Genomic DNA, 21,212 nt, shown 5'->3' on the forward strand with positions numbered 1-21,212 from the left:
TAATCTAAATAAAAAGTATTAACTCACAGGGTTTTCAACTGTTGCTCTCATTTCCTGAGCCGCCGCAACCATTTCGATTAAAGCTTTTTTGGTTTCGTCCCAATGGCGTGTTTTTAAACCACAATCGGGATTTACCCAAAGCTGATCTACAGGAATTACGGCAGAAGCTTTTTCTAGTAATTTCACCATTTCTGTACTCGAAGGCACACGCGGAGAGTGAATATCGTAAACTCCAGGTCCAATTTCGTTTGGATATTTAAAGTTGGCAAATGCGTCTAAAAGTTCCATTTGCGAACGTGAACATTCGATTGTAATAACATCGGCATCCATGTCGGCAATGTTTTGAATGATGTCGTTGAACTCGCTGTAGCACATGTGCGTGTGAATCTGCGTATCGTCGTTAACTCCAGATGCAGAAATTCTAAACGCTTTTACAGCCCAGTCTAAATAGTTTGCCCATTCTTCTTTTCTTAAAGGCAAACCTTCTCGAATGGCTGGCTCATCAATTTGAATGATTTTAATTTCGGCTTTTTCTAAGTCTACAACTTCATCACGAATGGCCAAAGCGATTTGCGTACAAGTTTCAGAACGTGGCTGATCGTTACGAACAAACGACCATTGCAAAATAGTTACAGGACCTGTAAGCATTCCTTTTACCCATTTTGGAGTCAAAGACTGTGCATATTTTGACCATTTTACCGTCATTGGGTTTGGTCTTGAAACATCACCGTAAATAACTGGAGGTTTCACACAGCGGCTTCCGTAACTCTGAACCCAGCCGTTTTTGGTAAACGTAAAACCAGATAATTGTTCTCCGAAATATTCCACCATATCGTTACGCTCGAATTCGCCATGAACCAAAACATCGATTCCGGTTTCTTCCTGAAAACGAATCGTAGCTTCGGTTTCTTTTTCGATTAAATCGTTGTATTGTTCCGTTGTTAATTCTCCTTTTTTGAATTTCGCTCTCCAGCTTCTCACTTCAGCTGTCTGCGGAAAAGATCCAATAGTTGTAGTTGGGAACAAAGGTAAATTCAAAGCTTCGATTTGGCTTTTTCTTCTGGTGGCAAAAGTGCTTTTACGTTGGTCATCAGAAGCTGTAATTCCGGCAACACGCGCTTTAACTTCATTATTATGAATTAATTTTGAAGTTTTACGGTTTTCGTTTGCAATTACATTTCGCTCATAATCAACAGAGTTTTTAACGTCAACTTCGTTTGAAGCGAATTGTTTTAAAAGTACAATTTCGTTGATTTTTTGCTTCGCGAAAGCCAGCCATTGTTTGATTTCTGGAGTTAAAGTTGCGTCATTAGTTTCTAAATCCAAATCGCACGGACTGTGTATTAAAGAACAAGATGGAGCAACCAGAATTCTGTTTTCGCCTAAAGCATCAGTCGCTTTTTTGATTAATTCTAATGATTTTTTGAAATCGTTTTTCCAGATATTTCTTCCGTCAACAACTCCCAAAGAAAGATTTACGTTTGAAGCCAATTTCCCAGATTCTAAAATATCATCTAATTGAAGCGGGCATCGAACTAAATCTAAATGAAAAGTATCAACTGGTAAAGCCAAAGCTGTTTCCAGATTCTCGCCGAAGCAGTCAAAATAATTCGCTAAAATGATTTTAATATTCGGGAAACGTTTGTTGATTTCGTTGTACACTTTTGTGAAAGTGTTTCTTTCTTTGTCCGTTAAATTCAAAGCCAAGAAAGGTTCATCAAGCTGAATATATTCAGCATTTTCTGCTTGTAATTTTTCAAATATTTCGAAATAAACAGGAAGTAAAGCGTCAATAAGATCAATTCGGCTGAAGCCTTCTTCTTTTTCTTTTCCTAAAAGCAAATATGAAATAGGTCCAATTAAAACGGGTTTTGTCGCAATTCCTAAGTCTTTAGCTTCTTTAAATTCATTGATTATTTTTTCTGAAAACAATTCAAACTTTTGGTTTTTTGTGAATTCAGGAACAATGTAATGATAGTTGGTGTCGAACCATTTTGTCATTTCCATAGCTACAACATCTTGTCCGTCTTTTTGCGCGCCTCTTGCCATTGCAAAATACAAGTCAAGTGATGAATTTGTTTTAGCCAGTTCGTGATAACGCTGTGGAATTGCGCCAACTGTCAAAGTCAAATCTAAAACCTGATCGTAAAAAGAAAAATCGTTAGATGGAATTAAATCTACTCCGGCTTCTGACTGTAAATGCCAGTTTCTAATACGAATTTCTTTTCCCGCATCAATAAGTTCATCTGCAGAAATTTTTCCCGCCCAGTACAATTCAGATGCTTTTTTGAGTTCTCTGTTGCTGCCAATTCTTGGGTAACCTAAGTTGTTTGTTTTCATTTTTTGATTCAGTATTTTTTACTGTACAAATGTATTTCATTGGGTTTTAATACTTAAATTTGAGCTTATTTTAAGTAAAATGTATTTTTTAATTTATATTTTGAAGATTATTTTACTGTGAAATTGTCTTTAATGAACCTTTAGCCGTAAAAAAAACTATGGAAAACCTTGATAAAACCGATTTACTGATACTCAAACACCTTCAGGAAAACTCCAATATCAATACAAAAGACCTTGCGAGTAAACTATTTCTGACGGTTACTCCAGTTTACGAACGAATAAAAAGACTGGAAAGAGACGGATATATTACTAAATATGTAGCACTTTTAGACAAGAAAAAAATGAATAGAGGTATGACAGTGTTTTGTAATGTACGCTTAAAAGAACATGCCAAAAATGTGGGAAGTAATTTTGTAAAAGATATTGTAGCACTTCCAGAAATTATAGAATGTTACAATATTGCCGGCGATTACGATTTTATGCTTAAAATTTTGGTACAAGATATGGCTAGTTATCAGGATTTTGTGATGAATAAATTATCGACAATCGAAAACATCGGGAACACGAACAGTATTTTTGTTATGGGAGAAATTAAACACAGTACGGCTTTAGAGTTTTGATTTTTTTTTGCCACAGATTGTACAGATTAAAATGATTTTATAAATTCTACTTGAATTTTTTTGCCACGAATTTCACGAATTAATTTATGCACAATGATTTGTGGAAATTAGCGAAATTGGTGGCAGACAAAAACAATTAATCTTTTAAACCAATTTAATCCGTGGTTTATTTTTATCCTAAAATAAAACGTATTTTTGACGTTTAGATTCTCAATCTAAAATCTAAAATCAGCAATCTAAAATTATAAAATGAACTGGGAACAACTTTTATCATTAAAACGTCAAGGAGACACAAGCAAAAGATTACGTGTAGAACAAGATGATACTCGTTTAGGTTTTGAGGTAGATTATGACCGAATTATATTTTCTGCTGCTTTTAGAAGTTTACAAGATAAAACACAAGTTATTCCGCTTTCTAAAACCGACTTTGTACACACTCGTTTAACACACAGTTTAGAAGTTTCGGTTGTCGGACGTTCGCTTGGGCGTTTGGTTGGAAAAAAGATCATCGAAAAATATCCTTATTTAAAAGAAATTCACGGTTATCATATGAATGATTTTGGAGCTATTGTGGCTGCAGCTTCATTAGCGCATGATATTGGGAATCCGCCTTTTGGACATTCTGGAGAAAAAGCGATTGGAGAATATTTTTCTATTGGAAACGGACAGAAATTCAGAAATCAGCTTACAGATAAACAATGGCAGGACTTAATTGATTTTGAAGGAAATGCAAATGGCTTTTCGGTTCTTACGGCAAGCCGTCCTGGAATTGAAGGCGGACTTCGTATTTCGTATGCAACTTTGGGGGCTTTTATGAAATATCCAAAAGAAAGTCTTCCAAAGAAACCAACCAACAATATCGCCGATAAAAAGTATGGTTTCTTTCAAACAGATAAATTATTTTTTGAAGAAGTTGCCAAAGATATGGGAATGATTGCCAATAAATCTGGAGAAGATATTGGTTTTGAAAGACATCCGCTGGCGTATTTAGTCGAAGCTGCAGATGATATTTGTTACACTATTATTGACTTCGAAGACGGAATAAATCTTGGTTTGGTTTCAGAAGATTTTGCCTTAGAATATTTAATTAAACTCGTGAAAGATAATATTGGAGTTTCTAAATACAAGTCATTAACCACAAAAGAAGATCGTATAAGTTATTTAAGAGCCTTGGCAATTGGAACTTTGATAAACGACGCGGTTGATGTTTTTATCGAAAATGAAGAAGCAATTCTACAAGGAAAATTCCCTTATGCTTTAACAGACAAAAGCAAGTACAAAGCGCAAATGAATGATATTATCAAACTAAGCGTTGATAAAATCTACCAAAGCCGCGAAGTGATCGAAAAAGAAATTGTAGGATATCAGATTATCCAGACCTTATTGGATAAATTTATTACAGCTTTCAATAATAAATTTGAAGGAAATGCTTCAAATTACGATAAATTACTTTTAAAGATGCTGCCCGAAAAACATGATTTAGACAAAGGTAATTTGTACGAACGTCTGCTTCATATTTGTCATTATGTTTCTCTATTGACAGACGGAAATGCATTAGAATTATTTGAAACTATTAACGGAAGAAAAAATAATTAATGTTTTAAAAAAAATATCCTCTAAATGATTTTAGAGGATATTTTTTTGCTTTAGGACTATTTATTATTTAAAAGCATAAACAAGTCCTACACCAAGAACCTGTCTTAACTGCATCTTCGGACCTTCGTTTACTTGGCTTTTTGTTCCTGTAGCTGGGTCAACAACGTCTTTTTTCGTTTTAATATCATCATCATATATTAAATGAACACCGATATTTGCTTTCACATATGCATTAACGACAAGGTCTAAACGAGTGTCGTAATCTATATCGACGTTACCAAATTTATTCAAATAATCGGTATATAAACTTAATCTGTTTTCATAAAAAACGTTTTTATAAATTTCACTTTTCATGTATGCCGTAAAAAGTATACCAAATTCTGCTTTTACTTTTTGTCCTTCCTCGATTAATATCTGATTTTCGGGATCCAGCGGGTCTGTTGCATAAACTGCTTTTTTAACCCCGAAGGAACCTTGATTGGCAAGATATTGATCAAGTACTAAAGTAGTTTTTAACGTAATAGGAGAGAAGTAAAAAACTCTATTTTTTTCCTTGTTTGAATTCTCAGCTCCAGCTCCCAAAAAGATATAAGCTGGTGCAAAAGGCTTAGAGATTGCAATATCTCTGTTGGGATAGTTATAACCGTTTGTAAATTGCGTATTGAAGTTTAATTTAGAAGAATAATACCAGTTTGAGGCAGTGTCCTTTCTAAAACCATAAGTAGAGTTAAATTGAAATGCGTCGTCGGTTTTTCTTAATTCAGTTCCATCTTGTTTGTTTAAACCATATTTTACGATAAGTTCGTTTACCCATTTATGATTTTTCTTTGCGTATGTTCTTCCAAATTCACCTTTAAATAAACCTGAGATAGAACTTGTTCCCCCGGCACTCCAGTTGACAAAAGCAATTTCGGAGATATCAAAACCAAGTTGATTTTTTTTTGTCCAGTTCGAAGGCGGTTTAGGTGCTTGATTCGGACTCAAGGTAGTTTGTATAATCTGGGCAAAGTTATGAGAGGTACTCAAAAGCAATAATAGCAAAAGGGTAGAACGCAATAATTTCATTAGGTAATTTTTTTTTTTTGGTATCGCAAAATAATTATTTTGAACCGTTAGAAAAAAGATTTATTAAACTTTTAACGTCAACTTTACACAATTGTTGCAGTTGAGCAACTGTTCCGTGCTCAATAAATTCATCTGGAACACCCAAAATTTCAATATCATTTTTGAAATTATTAGATGCAGCAAACTCTAAAATTGCACTTCCAAAACCACCTTTTTTAACGCCGTCTTCTATTGTAATTATAGTCTTGAAATTTGAAAATATGGTGTTTAATGTATTGATGTCTAATGGTTTAATAAAACTAAAATTATAGTGGGCAATGGCTTCAGAATTAGGGCATTCTTTCAAGGCTTCTATAACATTATTTCCAATTGTTCCGGCCGAAAGCACCGCAACTTCCGTACCATCTTTTAGGCATTCTGCCTTTCCGAAATTTATTTTTTTATAATGTCCGAAATTTTCTACTTCCCAATTTTGTATTACGCCGCGGCCTCGCGGATAACGAATAGCAATAGGATGGTTTAATCCTAATTGAGCTGTATATAGAATATTTTGGAGTTCAATTTCGTTAAGCGGTGCATAGATAATCATATTCGGAATAGAGCGCAGATAAGCAATATCAAAAACGCCGTGATGTGTAGCGCCATCTTCGCCAACCAATCCTGCACGGTCCAAACAAAAAATTACAGGTAAGTTCTGCAAAGCGACATCATGAATTACCTGATCGTAAGCACGTTGTAAAAATGTAGAATAAATATTGCAATATACTATCATACCCTGTGTCGCCATTCCTGCCGCCAGCGTTACGGCATGCTGTTCTGCAATTCCAACATCAAAAGCACGATCTGGCAATTCATCCATCATAAATTTCAAAGAACTTCCAGATGGCATTGCAGGAGTGATTCCGATAATTTTTTCATTCTTTTTGGCTAAATCCAAAATCGTCAAACCAAAAACATCCTGATATTTAGGCGGAAGATTTTCTTCCTGTTTTAAATGAATTTCTCCAGTTAAAGCATCAAATTTGCCAGGAGCATGATATTTAACCTGATTTTCTTCGGCTTGTTGTAAACCTTTGCCTTTTGTAGTAACAATATGAAGAAATTTTGGTCCTTTTATATCTTTTAACCTCTTTAGCTCTTTAATCAGAGTAGGAAAATCATGACCGTCAATTGGACCCGAATAATCAAAATTCAAAGATTTGATCATGTTATTTTTCTTTGGATTTTTTCCTTCTTTAACCGCGGTAAGATATTGTTTAAGCGCACCAACACTTGGGTCAATTCCAATTGCATTATCATTTAAAATGACTAATAAATTAGCATCGGTAACTCCGGCGTGATTTAAACCTTCAAAAGCCATTCCGCTGGCAATAGAAGCATCTCCAATAATAGCAACATGCTGTTTGTCTAGATCACCTTTTAGTTTAGAGGCAATTGCCATTCCGAGCGCTGCAGAAATAGAAGTTGAAGAATGTCCAACGCCAAAAGTGTCATAAATACTTTCACTTCTTTTAGGAAAACCAGAAATTCCGTCGATTTGTCTATTGGTATGAAAAATTTCCCTTCTTTCGGTTAAGATTTTATGTCCGTAAGCTTGATGTCCAACATCCCAAACCAACAAATCTTCGGGAGTATTAAAAACATAATGCAGTGCAATTGTCAATTCAATTACGCCCAAACTCGCGCCCAAATGACCTTCTTTTACAGAAACGACATCAATAATAAATTGACGCAGTTCTTGCGCAACCTCAGTAAGCTGCTCTTCTTTTAAAAGACGTAAATCGGCAGGATTGTATATGTTTGAAAGTAAATTGCTTTTCATTGTAAGGTAAAAAGCAAATTTACGGTTTTAAATTTAATTTTATAAGCGAGATCTACTGCAATACTATTGGTAAAGAATATTGTCTCTTTACTTTTTTACCATTACTTTCTCCCGCCTGCCATTTAGGGCATGCGCTTAAAACTCTCTGGATTTCTTGTTCTATAGCATTATCAATTGTCGGAGTGCATTGAAGATAAGATACAGATCCGTTTTTTTCTACAGCAAAAGAGAGATTGAGTTTGAGGTTTTTGATATTTATATTCTCAGGTTTTTTAAATTCTTTTCCAAAATAATTATAGAACTGTTCGATTCCGCCTGGAAATTCCGCATTAGTTTCAGATGCAACTTCTCCAGTAGGAGTAGCTTTAATAACCGCTTTTGCATCGTTATTTTTCTTGTCGTTTATTTTTTCAGACTTTAGATTATCATTTTCTTTAGGTTTTACAAATTTAACCTGATTTGCTTTTGGTTGAGGGGGCGGCGGAATTAAATGGTTTGATTTTAGAGATTTACCCACAACAATTTCTTTGGATGATGTAATGGTATCTTTTACAACTTCCACATTTTGAATTTTTTGTTTCTTTCCGTCTTTATTTTGACAGCTAAATAAAGTAGTTCCCATAGCAATAAACAAAGCCAATAAAAACATTTTATGATAGCGTGTTTGAGAATGTAGAACCCGATTTGGAATTTGAATTGTAATCGAATCTAATTGCGATTTCTTAAATCTCCCGCAGACATTTTTGTTTTGATTTCGAATAAAAAAGGACTGAATTTCATCAGGAAGCATCGACGTAAAATCTACAACGGTTTTAGAACAGCTTATGCAGAAACGACCATTTTCACTAGGACTCATAGTGTTCCAGTTTTCGTGACAAGGTTTAGGAACAGTTATTTTGTGTTTGCTTTCCATATTTGAATATCAGAAAATAAATGTAATAAAAAATAAATACTAAAACCTTATTTTTGCAATTATGATAAATCCTTTCACCGACGAATATTTCATGAAAAAAGCTTTGCAGGAAGCTGAAATGGCTTTTGATAAAGGCGAAATTCCTGTTGGAGCTGTAATTGTTGTGGCCGATAAAGTAATTGCAAGCAGCCACAACTTGACAGAACTGCTAAATGACGTTACAGCGCATGCCGAAATGCAGTCGATAACCGCAGCCGCAAATTTTCTTGGCGGAAAATATTTGAAAGATTGTACTTTGTACGTTACGCTCGAACCTTGCCAGATGTGTGCAGGAGCTTTGTATTGGAGCCAGATTTCTAAAATTGTTTTTGGCGCTCGCGACGAACAGCGCGGTTTTCTGAATATGGGAACAAAACTGCATCCTAAAACGACTGTTGTTTCTGGAGTTATGGCAAATGAAGCTGCCGATTTAATGAAGCGGTTTTTTTTGGAGAGACGTAAGTAATTAGTAAAATAGTATGACAGATTTCTCAACAATCAAAAAGCTTTTTCACATTAGTGGACCAAATGGTTTTACTAGTGATGAAATTCAAATTATAAAAGATATTTTTGGAAATCTTCCTCAAGTTTTTGTTGATTATTATTCGGAATTAGGTAAAATCCAAAACTTAAATCAAACACAAGATTCCTTAATAATTCCGGAAAGATTTCAATTCTATAATCACAATGATTATCTGATATTTTATACCGAAAACCAGCACGCTTGTGTTTGGGGAATTCATAAAGATAATTTATCAAATTTTAATCCGCCCGTTTACATGAGTTATGATGAAAAGGAATGGAATTTGGAAACAGAAAAATTATCGGATTTTTTTAATGCTATGGCTTATCTGCAAGCCAGTTTTGCGTTAAGATTTACCTCAGACTGTTTTTATGAATTAGAAGAGAAAGAATTAAACTGGATTGCTGTTAATTATAAAAATAAAGGCGTCTCTTTTAAAAATTGGGCTGATGGAATAAATTTCTATGGAAATTATGATGATGATGTTATTGTTGTAATGAGTAATAATCAACTTTTTTATTCCTCAAATACCGAAGATCATTTTCTTGAAATGGATAAAGTTTTATCTGAACTCGGGACGGAACTTTAAATAGTCTTATGAAAATAAATGCCCTAGCCCAGATGGAAGCGGCATCCTTTTTCTTGCTTCTTTAGCAAGAAAAAGATATAGCGGACAGCTGGATTTAGCTCCTTATTAAAGCAATATGAGCGTTTAAACTTCAACAAAAGTTAAATAATCATTACTAGGGAATTTTCTTCTTAAATAAAATAAAAAATAGTTTACTTTTATCTTAAATTAATTCTGACTTTGCTTTGTAAATCTTACTAAAGTAAAAAGAATTAATTCTTCATTTGTTAACCATTAACTGTAGATAAAAGTGAAAATAAAAGGTTTCAGTCTCGTATTTTTTGTATTTTTTATTTTTCAATCTTGCGGCAGAAAATCGGCTGCCGATTTCAATTCAGATTTTTCACTATTCAAAGATTACATAACCAGTTTTACAGGCGGAATCGTTTCTTCTGATTCTGACATTAGAGTGGTTTTGGCTTTTGATAAAAACGATTGGAAGCCCAATCAGGAACTAGATGACGATTTGTTTGATATTTCGCCAAGTGTGAACGGAAAAGTCGTGGCACTTTCGACCAACACAATTGCTTTTATTCCGGAGAAAAAATTAAAAGCAGGAACAGAATATCAAGTTACCTTAAACTTAGATAAACTGACGGCGATTCCGAAAGAAAAAGAGGCAGAACTTTCTAAATTCAACTTTACAGTTAAAACCGTTAAACAGGATTTTACCATAAATACTGGCGATATACAATCGTACAGCAAAGAATATCAATATTTAAACTGTGTTTTAAAAACAGCAGATAATATTGATTTGGAAACGGCTCAAAAATTGGTAGAAGCCAAACAAAAAGGGAATAATCTTAAAATTAAATTTGAGAAAACGACTGGTCCAGCCAAAGAATTTCGTTTTATAATTGATAGTATTCAGCGTTTTTCTGAAGCATCAAATCTGGAAATTATTTATGATGGAAGCGATTTTGATATTGAACAGAAAGGACAAATCGATTTCCCGATCACCAGCATCAACGAATTTAAGGTTGTAAAGGTTGAGGTTCCTGATGGAAATAATCAACAGGTTTTAATTAATTTTTCTGAACCTTTAGAAAAAGGACAGGATTTTGCTGGTTTAGTTTCGATTCAAAACACAAATAATTTAAAATTTTCGACACAGGGAAATTTACTAAAAGTATATTTTACCAATCAAAATGCGCCTAAAAAAGAAGAACCTGCTGCAGTTGCAGCAGAAGAGCCAGCTTCTGCTGCGGTTGATTCGGCATTAGTTGTAGTTGACTCTGCAGCGGTTGCGATCGATACAGTGTCGACGGATAATGTTGTGGAGGTTGTTGAGGATGAAGAACCAGAACAAGTTATTACAGGTGAATTGCTTTTGGAGGTTTTTCAGGGAATTGAGAGCCAATACGGCAAAAAGATGGAAGCAAATTACTCTGAGAAAATCTCTTTTGACCAGATCAAACCAAGCATTCGTTTCATTAAAAATGGTACAATTCTGCCGAGTTCGAATAATTTAAAACTGAATTTTGAAGCCGTAAATTTAAGTGCTGTTGATGTAAAGATATATAAGATTTACAAAAATAATATTCTGCAGTTTTTGCAGTATAATGAATTAAACGGCGGACAAAATCTCAAAAAAGTTGCGCAGCCAATTGCCAAAACTACGCTGAATCTTAAAGAAAGCACGCTAGTAAACCTTTCCAAATGGAATACGTATGCTTTAGATTTATCTAAGATTATCAAACCAGAACCAGGAGCAATTTACAGGGTGGAGTTTGAGTATAAAAAGAAATATTCTATTTATAAATGTGAAACCTCAGACGGTGATCAGGAAGAATCAGAGGAAGAAGAAGTTGATGAAAATGATGTAAACTACAGTGGCAATTCTTACGACGATTATTATTATGATGATTATGAGTGGCGAGAAAGCCAAGATCCTTGTTCGGGTTCGTATTATTACAATGCTAAAATTGCAACCAATATTCTGGCTACAGATTTAGGGGTAATTGCGAAAAGAGGTGAAAATAAATCGTATTTATTTGCCGTAAATAATATTGTAACAACAGAACCAGTATCAAATGCAAGAGTTGATTTGTATAACTTTCAACAGCAAAAAATAAGCACGCAAGCTACAAGCAGTGAAGGAATTGCATCATTCCAACTGGACAAATTCGCTTATTTTGCTATCGTTACTTTAGGCGATCAATCTACTTATGTAAAACTTGATGACGGACTTTCATTATCTGTCAGTAATTTTGATGTTGCTGGTGAGACTTTACAAAAAGGGCTAAAAGGATTTATTTACGGAGAAAGAGGTGTTTGGCGCCCGGGAGATAATTTGTATTTGTCTTTTATTTTGAATGACGCAGCAAATAAACTTCCAAAATCACATCCAATTAAATTTAGATTAAACGATCCGAATGGAAAAACGGTTTATCAAACTGTTCAAAAAACAAACGATTTAAACCATTATGCATTTATAGTTCCAACCAGTCAAGATGCGCCAACAGGAAATTGGGAAGCGATGGTTAGTGTTGGAGGTGCTAAATTTTATAAAAGTATCAAAATCGAAACCATTAAACCTAATCGTTTAAAAATTAAAAATACATTTACCAGAAAAACACTTTCGTCATCTTATCCAAATACAGATAATCTTGAAGTAACGTGGCTTCACGGTGCAATTGCTAAGAATTTAAATGTAGAAATGCAGGCAAAATTCTCTCAGCAAACCACTACTTTTAAAGGATATGAAAAATATACTTTTGATGATTTGGTTCGTCAATTCAGCACAGAAGAAATTAATGTTTTCTCTGGAAAATTAAACGAAAACGGAAAAGCTTCTGTAAATATTCAGCCAAGATTACAGGGTCAGGCGCCGGGAATGTTACGCGCTTCGTTCATTACAAAAGTATACGAAGAAGGAGGTGATTTTAGTACAGATGTTATTTCAACAACTTATTCGCCATACAAAACTTATGTCGGAATAAAGTCGCCTGAACTAAACAAATACAATATGCTCGAAACCAGAGCCTCAAATCGTTTTGATGTGATTACGGTTGACGAAAACGGAAGACCAAAATCGGTACGAAATCTGGAAGTGAGGATTTACAAAGTAGACTGGCGCTGGTGGTGGGATTCTTCCAGCGATAACTTGTCTAATTATAATTCTTCGAATGCCACAACTTCGTACAGAACCAAAATGATTAGTACAGATTCAAATGGACGTGGAAGTTTTGAATTTACTTTGACGGATGAAGAGTGGGGACGTTATTTGATTCGTGTAGAAGATACAAACGAAGGGCACGCAACAGCATTAACCGTAAATATCGACTGGCCAATTTGGTCTGGAAAAACTCGTAACAGAGATGCTTCAACAGCAAATATGCTGGTTTTTTCTACAGATAAAAAGAATTACGCAGTTGGAGAAAAAGCGCAGATTTCTTTCCCTTCAAGTGAAGGCGGACGTGCTTTAATTTCTATCGAAAACGGATCTCGAGTTGTAAAGACAATTTGGGCTGAAACTAAAAATGGAGAAACAAAAGTCGAAGTTCCGATAACTGGAGAAATGGCTCCAAATGTCTATTTTAATATTACGTTGTTACAGCCGCACGCTTCGACTAAAAATGATTCGCCGATTCGTATGTACGGAATTGTTCCAATTGAAGTTGTGGATAAAAACACCATTTTGGCACCGACAATTAATATGCCTGATGTCTTAAAACCAGAACAGCCTTTTACGGTTAAAGTAGAAGAAAAGTCAGGTAAAGAAATGACGTATACAATTGCCGTTGTCGATGAAGGACTTCTGGATTTAACACGTTTTAAAACACCAAATGCTTGGGATAGTTTTTATGTTCGTGAAGCGCTTGGAGTAAAAACCTGGGATATTTACGATGATGTAATTGGTGCTTACGGCGGAAAAATAAATCAGATTTTCAGTATTGGTGGAGATCAGGATTTAGGTGGCGGAAAAGCTAAAAAAGCCAACCGATTTAAACCAGTAGTATTGTATTATGGTCCATTTAAATTGGAAAAAGGCCAGACTAAATCTCATCAATTAAAACTACCGAAATACATTGGTTCTGTTAGAACAATGGTTGTTGCCGGAGATGCGAATACTAGTGCATACGGTAGTGTAGAAAAAGCAACTCCAGTTAAGAGTCCGTTAATGGTTTTGGCTTCATTGCCGAGAAAAATTTCTCCATCAGAAAAAGTGACAATTCCGGTGACTGTTTTTGCTACTGAAAGCAAAATTAAAAATGTTTCGATTCAGATCAAAACCAGCAACGGATTGAAAGTGATGGGAAGTGCGGTTCAAAGATTGAACTTTTCTCAGCCAGATGAGAAAATGGCATACTTTAATTTAGTGGTTGGATCTGCAACCGGAATAGCTAAAGTACAGGTAATCGCAACATCTGGAAGTGAAAAGTCAACTTATGATGTTGAAATTGATATGACAAATCCAAATCCGTTGACTAGTACTTATACAGATGTTATTTTGACTCCAAACAGTTCTAAAACACTTTCGTGGAAAACATTTGGCGTAGCAGGAAGCAACAAAGCGAGATTAGAAGTTTCGTCAATGCCTTCAATGAATTTGAATGGAAGACTGCAGTTTTTAATTCAATACCCGCACGGTTGCGTAGAGCAGACAACATCATCTGTTTTCCCGCAGTTATTTTTAAGCGATGTTGCTGATATAGATAACAAACGTAAAGAAATTATTCAAAAAAATATTGCGGCCGGAATAGCAAGATTAGGAAATTTCCAATTATCAAACGGTGGATTGCCGTACTGGCAGGGAAATACAATTGCAGATGATTGGGGAACTTCTTACGCAGGTCATTTCTTGATTGAAGCAGAGAAAAAAGGATATGTGCTGCCAATTAATTTCAAATCGAAATGGCTGTCTTATCAGCAGAAAGAAGCGAAACAATGGCGTTTTGAACCGAAATACGGAAATGATTTAGCGCAGGCGTATCGTTTATACACTTTAGCTTTAGCAGGAAATGCCGATTTATCTTCAATGAACAGATTGCGAGAAACAAAAGGTATTTCGAATGAAAGTATGCTTCGTTTGGCTGCAGCGTATGTTTTAGCGGGACAAAAATCGGCTGGACAAAGTTTGTTTTTGAAAACAAGCATTGATGGTGATTCAGACGGTTACAATTATTACTATTACGGTTCAACTGAAAGAAATAGAGCCATGGCTTTAGAGACGATGCTGCTTTTAGGACAAAAACAAAAAGCATTTGTAATGGCTTCTAAATTGGCCAAAGAAATGTCAGCCAATCAATGGATGAGTACACAGACAACCGCTTACTGCTTATATTCAATGTCGAAATTTGCGATAAGCAACGGTCCAAAAGGAATTAATATCCAGTTCAGTAAAAATGGTAAAGGAGAAAATATAAATACACAAAAAACAATTGCAGATCGTAGTATTTCTGTTTCAACTGGAGCTAATAGTATTACGCTGAAAAACAATAAAAATAACACGGTTTATGTTCGTGTACTGAATTCAGGAATATTACCAATCGGACAGGAAAATGTAATACAAAATGATGTCTCGGCTTCTATAGTTTTCAAAAACAGAAAAGGAAATGTAATCAATGTTTCGAAAATTAATCAAGGAACAGAGTTTGTTGCTGAGGTTACCATTAAAAACCAGAGAAACGAAAGCGTTCAAAACGTAGCGTTATCGCAAATTCTGCCATCAGGATTCGAGATTGTAAATACACGTTTCACCGATTACGGAGATGCAGTAAACAATATTGCCGACTATATTGATATTCGCGATGATAGAACAAATTTCTATTTCGGAATGAAATCTAGAGAAACAAAAGTTTTTAGAATTCTGCTAAACGCATCTTATTTAGGAAATTATTATTTACCTGGATTGCAATGTGAAGCAATGTATGATAATACATTCCTAGCAAGAACAAAAGGATTCTGGGTTGAGGTTGTAAAATAAAGTTTTAATAAGAACTACGTATCCTAACAGGTTTCCAAAACCTGTTAGGTATCTATATGGCAACCAAAATAGTAGAATAGTAAATACCTAACAGGTTTCCAAAACCTGTTAGGATAATAATAAAAAGATTAGCAGTTTGGAGAAGGATATTTTTGAGGCAGGACAATATTATCATGTTTATAACAGAGGAAATAATAAAGAGAATATTTTTATTGAAGAGAAGAATTATCAATATTTTCTAGAAAAGATTAAAAAATATATTTTGCCAATTGCCGATATTTATGCTTATTGTTTGCTTAAAAATCATTTCCATATTGTTCTTCGAATAAAAGATAAAAACGATTTGCCAGAAAAATTTAGAGAAAAGATTTATCTGCCATTTTCGAATTTGTTCAACTCTTATTCTAAAAGTATAAATAAGGCTTATAATAGAACAGGGAGTTTGTTTCAGGAACACTTACAAAGAAATAGAATTGAAAACGAAGAGTATTTGAAACAGTTAATCCTATATGTTCATTTAAATCCTTTAAAACACAATTTTTCTAAAGAATTTCAAACCTATAATCATTCATCTTATCGTTCTTATTTATCAGACAAGCGAAGTAGTATTAATCGAGAGTTTATTATAGAATTATTCGAAGATTTAGAAAATTTTATATTTTGTCATGATGAAAGAAAGTTAATTTACGAAGGTGTACTTAATGATGTAAATTTACTTGATCAATAGAGAATTACATTTGAGTGTCCTAACAGGTTTTAAAAACCTGTTAGATATTATAAGTATTCGGTTTTTCTTTTAGGAATCTAAATAAATTGATACCTAACAGGTTTTTAAAACCTGTTAGGATAAGAACAATATAATTGTGAAAAACAAATTAAAAGCGTTTTTCCAACGCATTCTAAATTGGATAAAAAGAAATAAAATAAAATCAGCAATTGCATTTCTGCTCTTGCTGATTTACTATTTTTCGATACCCCGAACTTTATTTAAAGAACCTTATTCTACAGTTATAGAAAGCAAAGAAGGAGAGTTGCTAGGAGCAAAAATTGCCCGCGATGGACAATGGCGTTTTCCTGCGCAAGACAGCGTGCCGGATAAATTCAAAAAATGTATTGTTTATTTTGAAGATGAATACTTCTACAAACATCCAGGCTTTAATCCGGGTGCAATGATAAATGCTTTCAAACAAAACAGAAAAGCGGGGAAAGTTGTTCGTGGCGGAAGTACTTTAACACAGCAGGTTATCCGACTATCGAGAAAAGGAAAAAACAGAACCTATTTTGAAAAGTTAATAGAAATTGTTCTCGCTACCCGATTAGAATTAGGTTATTCTAAAAATGAAATTCTTGACATGTATGCTGCTCATGCGCCATTTGGAGGAAATGTAGTCGGATTAGAAATGGCATCGTGGCGTTATTTCGGTGTACAATCGAATCAATTGTCTTGGGCTGAAAATGCTGTTTTGGCGGTTTTGCCCAATGCCCCAAGTTTAATTTATCCAGGAAAAAATCAGATTAAATTACTAAATAAGCGAAACCGGCTTTTACTAAAATTACATCAAGATGGCATAATTGACAAGCAGACCTATGAACTTGCAATAGAAGAACCATTGCCTCAAAAACCCTATGATCTCCCTCAAATAGCACCTCATTTATTGCAGAGAGTGGCTAAAAATGAAGAAGGAACGCGAGTAAAAACAACTTTAGATTATGCGTTGCAAAACAGGGTAAATCAAATTGCGAGGTATTATTACAATCAGTACAAACAGAATGAAGTTCATAATCTGGCTATTTTGGTAATAGATGTGCAGAATAGAAATGTAATGAGTTATATTGGAAATTCTCCTTCAGATATTGACCATCAAAAAGATGTTGATATTATTGATGCCCCTAGAAGCACAGGAAGTATTTTAAAACCGCTTCTATACGGTGCAATGCTCGATGATGGCGAATTATTACCCAATACATTAATTGCCGATATTCCTACGCAAATTTCAGGTTACACACCGCAAAATTTTAATCTCACGTTTGATGGCGCTGTGCCGGCGCATCGTGCTTTATCACGCTCATTAAACATTCCAGCTGTTTTAATGCTTCAGGATTTTGGGGTAAATAAGTTTTATGAAGAGCTTCAAAAGTTTAAATTAAAAAACATTAATCAAACGCCCGACCATTATGGTTTGTCGCTTATTTTGGGAGGTGCCGAAAGTAATTTATGGGATTTATGTAGAACCTATGCGAACTTATCATCAACATTAAATTATTATACTAAAAATCAAGGAAAATATAGAACCAACGAGTTTTTAGAATTAAATTATAAAAATGATTTTGAATCTGATTTTGGTTCAGAAACGAATCAGAAAAACATTTTAGGTGCGGGTTCAATTTGGCTTACATACAATGCAATGGAAGAAGTCAACAGGCCAGAAGGAGATGAAGCTTGGAAGTTTTATGACAGTTCTTTAAAAATTGCATGGAAAACGGGAACAAGTTTCGGAAATAGAGATGCTTGGGCAATTGGAACCAATTCCAGATATGTAGTGGGAGTTTGGGTTGGAAACGCAACGGGAGAGGGGAGGCCAACTTTAACGGGAGTGACAAGTGCGGCACCGATTTTATTTGACGTGTTTAATTTACTGCCAAGGCAACGTTGGTTTGATACACCGTATAAAGATCTAGAAGAAGTTGAAGTTTGCCGTTTAAGCGGTTATTTGGCAAAAGAAAACTGTCCGAAAATTAAACAATGGGTTTCAAAAAAAGGGAAATCAACAAAAGTTTGTCCTTATCATAAAACCATTCATTTAGATAAAACAGAGCAATTTCAGGTAAACAGCAGCTGTGAAAGTGTCGAAAATATTGTGACTAAAAACTGGTTTGTGCTGCCGCCCGTAATGGCATGGTATTATAAAAGCCAGCACATTGAATATTTACCTTTGCCGCCATTTAAAGAAGGATGCGAGGGAACGCAAACCACAACAATGGATTTTATTTACCCGAAAGCAAACAGTAAAATTTACTTAACCAAAGATTTTAACAGCAACCTACAGCCTGTAATTTTAAAAGTAGCTTATTCTGAAAGGTATAAAGAATTATTTTGGTATGTAGATGATGTTTATAAAGCAACGACAAAAACATTTCATGAACTGCCAATTACGCCAACAACAGGAACACATTACATTACAGTTGTAGATGCTTCTGGGAATGAAATTAGAAGAAGGATTGAGATTGTTAGGGAATAAAATTTAAAAAGAAATTCCAATTTTTTGAAATCCCAAATTCCAAATTTTGCTTCTTTATAAAAGATGAAAGCTTATTGTATGTCAGGCTGAGCGAAGTCGAAGCCTGCGTGCCAATTGGAGTGCCCTTCTCCCGAAGCCTCGGGATCGCTCAGGGTAACATTCTAGGTATAATGACTAAGTGAGATTGCTTCGTTCCTCGCAATGACTCATAAAAAAACCGCCCCGATGCATCGGGGCGGTTTTGATTTTTATTCTGAAATAACATTTCCTTTTTTATCATAGAAATGGTATTCTAAGTACGTGTAAGCGTCACGAGGTATGATTTTCACCCATTTCTTATGTTCAAAAAACCATTTTGAACGTAATGATGGAAAACCTTTGCTGAGGTATGCAGCCACAAACGGATGTGTGTTGAGTACAACTTTATTGTGGGTTTTTAGAAGTCTTTCTAAATCAGAAGTGATCTTGTCAATTATTAATATTGGTGCTTCAATTTCACCATTTACTTTATTTGGATCCTCTTCTCTAGTTTTTATATTGACTTCTGGTCTTACTCGCTGTCTTGTAATCTGGACTAAACCAAATTTACTCGGCGGTAATATTTTATGCTTTGCTTTATCGTCGCTCATTTCTTCTCGCAAGAAGTCGAACAAAACTTTCCTATTTTCAGGATTAGACATATCGATAAAATCAACTACGATTATTCCGCCCATATCACGCAGACGAAGTTGTCTTGCGATTTCTGCTGCGGCAATCATATTTACCTCCATGGCCGTGTCTTCTTGGTTGGTTGCTTTGTTTGAACGGTTTCCGCTGTTTACGTCTATAACGTGAAGAGCTTCAGTGTGTTCAATAATAAGGTAAGCACCTTTACTCATGGAAACAGTTCTGCCAAAAGAAGTTTTGATTTGTCTCTCTATATTGTATTTCTCGAAAATTGGAGTATCATTTGATTGATAAAACTTTACAATCGATTGTTTTGAAGGTGCAATTTCTTGCAGATATTCCTTCGTTTGATGGTACAACTCTTCGTCATCTATTTGAATACCGCTGAAGGTATCATTAAATACATCTCTTAATATTGAAGAAGCTCTGTTAAGCTCTCCTAATACTTTTGATGGATGATGAGCAGTTGGTAATTTTTTACACATTGCAGACCATCTGCCAAGCAGGTTCTGCAAATCTTTTTCTAATTCGGCTACGTTTTTGCCTTCGGCTACTGTACGAACAATAACACCAAATCCTTTAGGTTTGATCGATAGAACAAGTTTTTTTAGACGATCCTTTTCTTTTTTGTCTTCTATTTTTTGAGAAATAGAAACTCTATCAGAAAAAGGAACTAGAACGATAAATCTTCCAGCCAATGAAAGCTCAGCACTTATTCTTGGGCCTTTGGTAGATATAGGTTCTTTAACTACTTGAACTAAAACAGATTGATTGGCACTTAAAATATCAGTAATGATGCCATCTTTGTCAATCTCTTTTTCAAACTGAAAGGTTTTTAGGGAGAAATCTTTTATTTTACCTGCGCTTACAAGTTTTATGAATTTCAGTTGGGAAGCTAAGTTTGGACCTAAATCGTGATAATGTAAAAAGGCATCTTTTTCGAAACCGACATTTACAAAAGCAGCATTAAGTCCAGCAACTGGTTTTCTGATTTTGGCAATAAAAATATCACCAACCTGAAAGTTGCTTTTTTCTTCTTCTTTGTGTAATTCAATTAGTTTTCCATCTTTTAATAAGGCAAAATCTACGGCTTCAGAACTAGATCTAATGATTAATTCTTTATTCACACTGTAAATTTTTATCTGTTTTTTCAGAAAATAGAATATAGAGAGAAGAGTATAGACTTGCGTCTAAAATCTAAAATCTAAGATCTAAAATCTTATCTACAGATGGATTAAACAATATTTTAACAGGTATTGAACCCGGGAGGGAAAGTTTAAATTTCAATTTTTAAATTCCAAATTCCAATTGAATCAATATTGATTTCTTAATTTTTGGATTTTGGATTTTATTTTTTGGAATTTTTGAAATTTCCCAAATTTCAATGAACGTTTAAAAAGAAAAAAGTAGTTTAAAACTACTTTTTCTTTTTGTGGCGGTTAGCTCTCGCTCTTTTCTTACGTTTGTGAGTAGCTACCTTATGTCTCTTTCTTTTTTTACCACTTGGCATATCGTGTCTGATTTATGTTAATTAATATTATTTTGCTTCGTTGTTTGTTTTAACTCCTTCTACAAATACTTTCGCAGGTTTAAACGCAGGAATGTTGTGTGCTGGAATTTTAATTGTTGTGTTTTTAGAAATGTTTCTTCCAGTCTTTTCAGCTCTAGTTTTTACAATAAAACTACCAAAACCTCTTAGGTAAACATTGTCTCCAGTTTCTAAAGAAGTTTTAACTTCTTCCATAAAAGTTTCTACTGTTGCTTGAACATCTCCTTTTTCAAGACCTAGTTTCTCTGAAATCTTCGCTACGATATCTGCTTTCGTCATTTTC

At 34.5% G+C, this 21,212-nt stretch carries 13 protein-coding genes; 7 read left to right on the top strand and 6 right to left on the bottom strand.

Annotated features, from left to right (window positions below):
* Positions 1–18: 18 nt before the first annotated feature.
* Positions 19–2,340 carry a 5-methyltetrahydropteroyltriglutamate--homocysteine S-methyltransferase gene (metE, locus tag QMG60_RS06960; RefSeq protein ID WP_281867304.1) on the bottom strand — a complete coding sequence of 774 codons (2,322 nt, stop codon included), beginning with the start codon at positions 2,338–2,340 and terminating at the stop codon, positions 19–21.
* A 158-nt stretch (positions 2,341–2,498) separates the two neighbouring features.
* Here metE and QMG60_RS06965 point away from each other — a divergent pair, with 158 nt between their 5' ends.
* Together QMG60_RS06965 and QMG60_RS06970 are read left to right on the top strand one after the other, a co-directional pair.
* Entirely contained in the window at positions 2,499–2,960 is a 462-nt protein-coding gene (locus QMG60_RS06965) for an Lrp/AsnC family transcriptional regulator (protein WP_042566180.1), read from the top strand.
* Between the two features lie 249 nt (positions 2,961–3,209).
* Positions 3,210–4,556 (top strand): deoxyguanosinetriphosphate triphosphohydrolase, encoded by a 1,347-nt coding sequence (locus QMG60_RS06970; protein WP_281867305.1) that lies wholly within the window; start codon positions 3,210–3,212, stop codon positions 4,554–4,556.
* 63 nt (positions 4,557–4,619) lie between these two features.
* Here QMG60_RS06970 and QMG60_RS06975 read toward each other — a convergent pair whose 3' ends face one another.
* The 3 genes from QMG60_RS06975 to QMG60_RS06985 are packed head-to-tail and all read right to left on the bottom strand — an operon-like array spanning position 4,620 to position 8,356.
* The gene (locus QMG60_RS06975; RefSeq protein ID WP_134139230.1) at positions 4,620–5,621 is read right to left on the bottom strand and encodes a DUF3078 domain-containing protein; all 1,002 of its coding nucleotides are present in this window, start codon (positions 5,619–5,621) and stop codon (positions 4,620–4,622) included.
* A 34-nt stretch (positions 5,622–5,655) separates the two neighbouring features.
* Positions 5,656–7,443: a 1-deoxy-D-xylulose-5-phosphate synthase gene (locus tag QMG60_RS06980; RefSeq protein ID WP_281867306.1), complete on the bottom strand. Its 1,788-nt coding sequence runs from the start codon at positions 7,441–7,443 to the stop codon at positions 5,656–5,658.
* A gap of 52 nt (positions 7,444–7,495) precedes the next feature.
* Entirely contained in the window at positions 7,496–8,356 is an 861-nt protein-coding gene (locus tag QMG60_RS06985; RefSeq protein ID WP_281867307.1) for a hypothetical protein, read from the bottom strand.
* Between the two features lie 61 nt (positions 8,357–8,417).
* Here QMG60_RS06985 and QMG60_RS06990 point away from each other — a divergent pair, with 61 nt between their 5' ends.
* From QMG60_RS06990 to pbpC, 5 genes are all read left to right on the top strand, one after another.
* On the top strand, positions 8,418–8,861 hold the full coding sequence (locus QMG60_RS06990) for a nucleoside deaminase (RefSeq protein WP_281867308.1): 444 nt from the start codon (positions 8,418–8,420) through the stop codon (positions 8,859–8,861).
* 13 nt (positions 8,862–8,874) lie between these two features.
* Positions 8,875–9,507 carry a hypothetical protein gene (locus QMG60_RS06995; RefSeq protein ID WP_281867309.1) on the top strand — a complete coding sequence of 211 codons (633 nt, stop codon included), beginning with the start codon at positions 8,875–8,877 and terminating at the stop codon, positions 9,505–9,507.
* A 289-nt stretch (positions 9,508–9,796) separates the two neighbouring features.
* On the top strand, positions 9,797–15,475 hold the full coding sequence (locus QMG60_RS07000; protein ID WP_281867310.1) for an MG2 domain-containing protein: 5,679 nt from the start codon (positions 9,797–9,799) through the stop codon (positions 15,473–15,475).
* A gap of 136 nt (positions 15,476–15,611) precedes the next feature.
* Positions 15,612–16,202, top strand: coding sequence for a transposase (locus QMG60_RS07005; RefSeq protein ID WP_134139237.1), 591 nt, complete (start codon positions 15,612–15,614; stop codon positions 16,200–16,202).
* Positions 16,203–16,338: 136 nt separating this feature from the next.
* Positions 16,339–18,714 carry a penicillin-binding protein 1C gene (pbpC, locus tag QMG60_RS07010; protein WP_281867311.1) on the top strand — a complete coding sequence of 792 codons (2,376 nt, stop codon included), beginning with the start codon at positions 16,339–16,341 and terminating at the stop codon, positions 18,712–18,714.
* 248 nt (positions 18,715–18,962) lie between these two features.
* On the opposite strand, the gene QMG60_RS07015 is transcribed toward pbpC, so the two are convergent.
* Both QMG60_RS07015 and QMG60_RS07020 read right to left on the bottom strand, forming a co-directional pair.
* The gene (locus QMG60_RS07015; protein WP_035645529.1) at positions 18,963–20,507 is read right to left on the bottom strand and encodes a ribonuclease E/G; all 1,545 of its coding nucleotides are present in this window, start codon (positions 20,505–20,507) and stop codon (positions 18,963–18,965) included.
* A 410-nt stretch (positions 20,508–20,917) separates the two neighbouring features.
* Positions 20,918–21,208 (bottom strand): HU family DNA-binding protein, encoded by a 291-nt coding sequence (locus tag QMG60_RS07020; protein ID WP_007805026.1) that lies wholly within the window; start codon positions 21,206–21,208, stop codon positions 20,918–20,920.
* Positions 21,209–21,212: the final 4 nt, after the last annotated feature.

The sequence above is a fragment of the Flavobacterium sp. GSB-24 genome, assembly GCF_027924665.1.
In the GTDB taxonomy this organism is placed as follows: domain Bacteria; phylum Bacteroidota; class Bacteroidia; order Flavobacteriales; family Flavobacteriaceae; genus Flavobacterium.

What these genes read in the sequence shown, in the direction of transcription:
- QMG60_RS06980 (WP_281867306.1), bottom strand. Translation starts at nt 7,443, where the DNA reads ATGAAAAGCAATTTACTTTCAAACATATACAATCCTGCCGATTTACGT.
- QMG60_RS06985 (WP_281867307.1), bottom strand. Translation starts at nt 8,356, where the DNA reads ATGGAAAGCAAACACAAAATAACTGTTCCTAAACCTTGTCACGAAAAC.
- metE (WP_281867304.1), bottom strand. Translation starts at nt 2,340, where the DNA reads ATGAAAACAAACAACTTAGGTTACCCAAGAATTGGCAGCAACAGAGAA.
- QMG60_RS06975 (WP_134139230.1), bottom strand. Translation starts at nt 5,621, where the DNA reads ATGAAATTATTGCGTTCTACCCTTTTGCTATTATTGCTTTTGAGTACC.
- QMG60_RS06965 (WP_042566180.1), top strand. Translation starts at nt 2,499, where the DNA reads ATGGAAAACCTTGATAAAACCGATTTACTGATACTCAAACACCTTCAG.
- QMG60_RS06990 (WP_281867308.1), top strand. Translation starts at nt 8,418, where the DNA reads ATGATAAATCCTTTCACCGACGAATATTTCATGAAAAAAGCTTTGCAG.
- QMG60_RS06970 (WP_281867305.1), top strand. Translation starts at nt 3,210, where the DNA reads ATGAACTGGGAACAACTTTTATCATTAAAACGTCAAGGAGACACAAGC.
- QMG60_RS06995 (WP_281867309.1), top strand. Translation starts at nt 8,875, where the DNA reads ATGACAGATTTCTCAACAATCAAAAAGCTTTTTCACATTAGTGGACCA.
- QMG60_RS07020 (WP_007805026.1), bottom strand. Translation starts at nt 21,208, where the DNA reads ATGACGAAAGCAGATATCGTAGCGAAGATTTCAGAGAAACTAGGTCTT.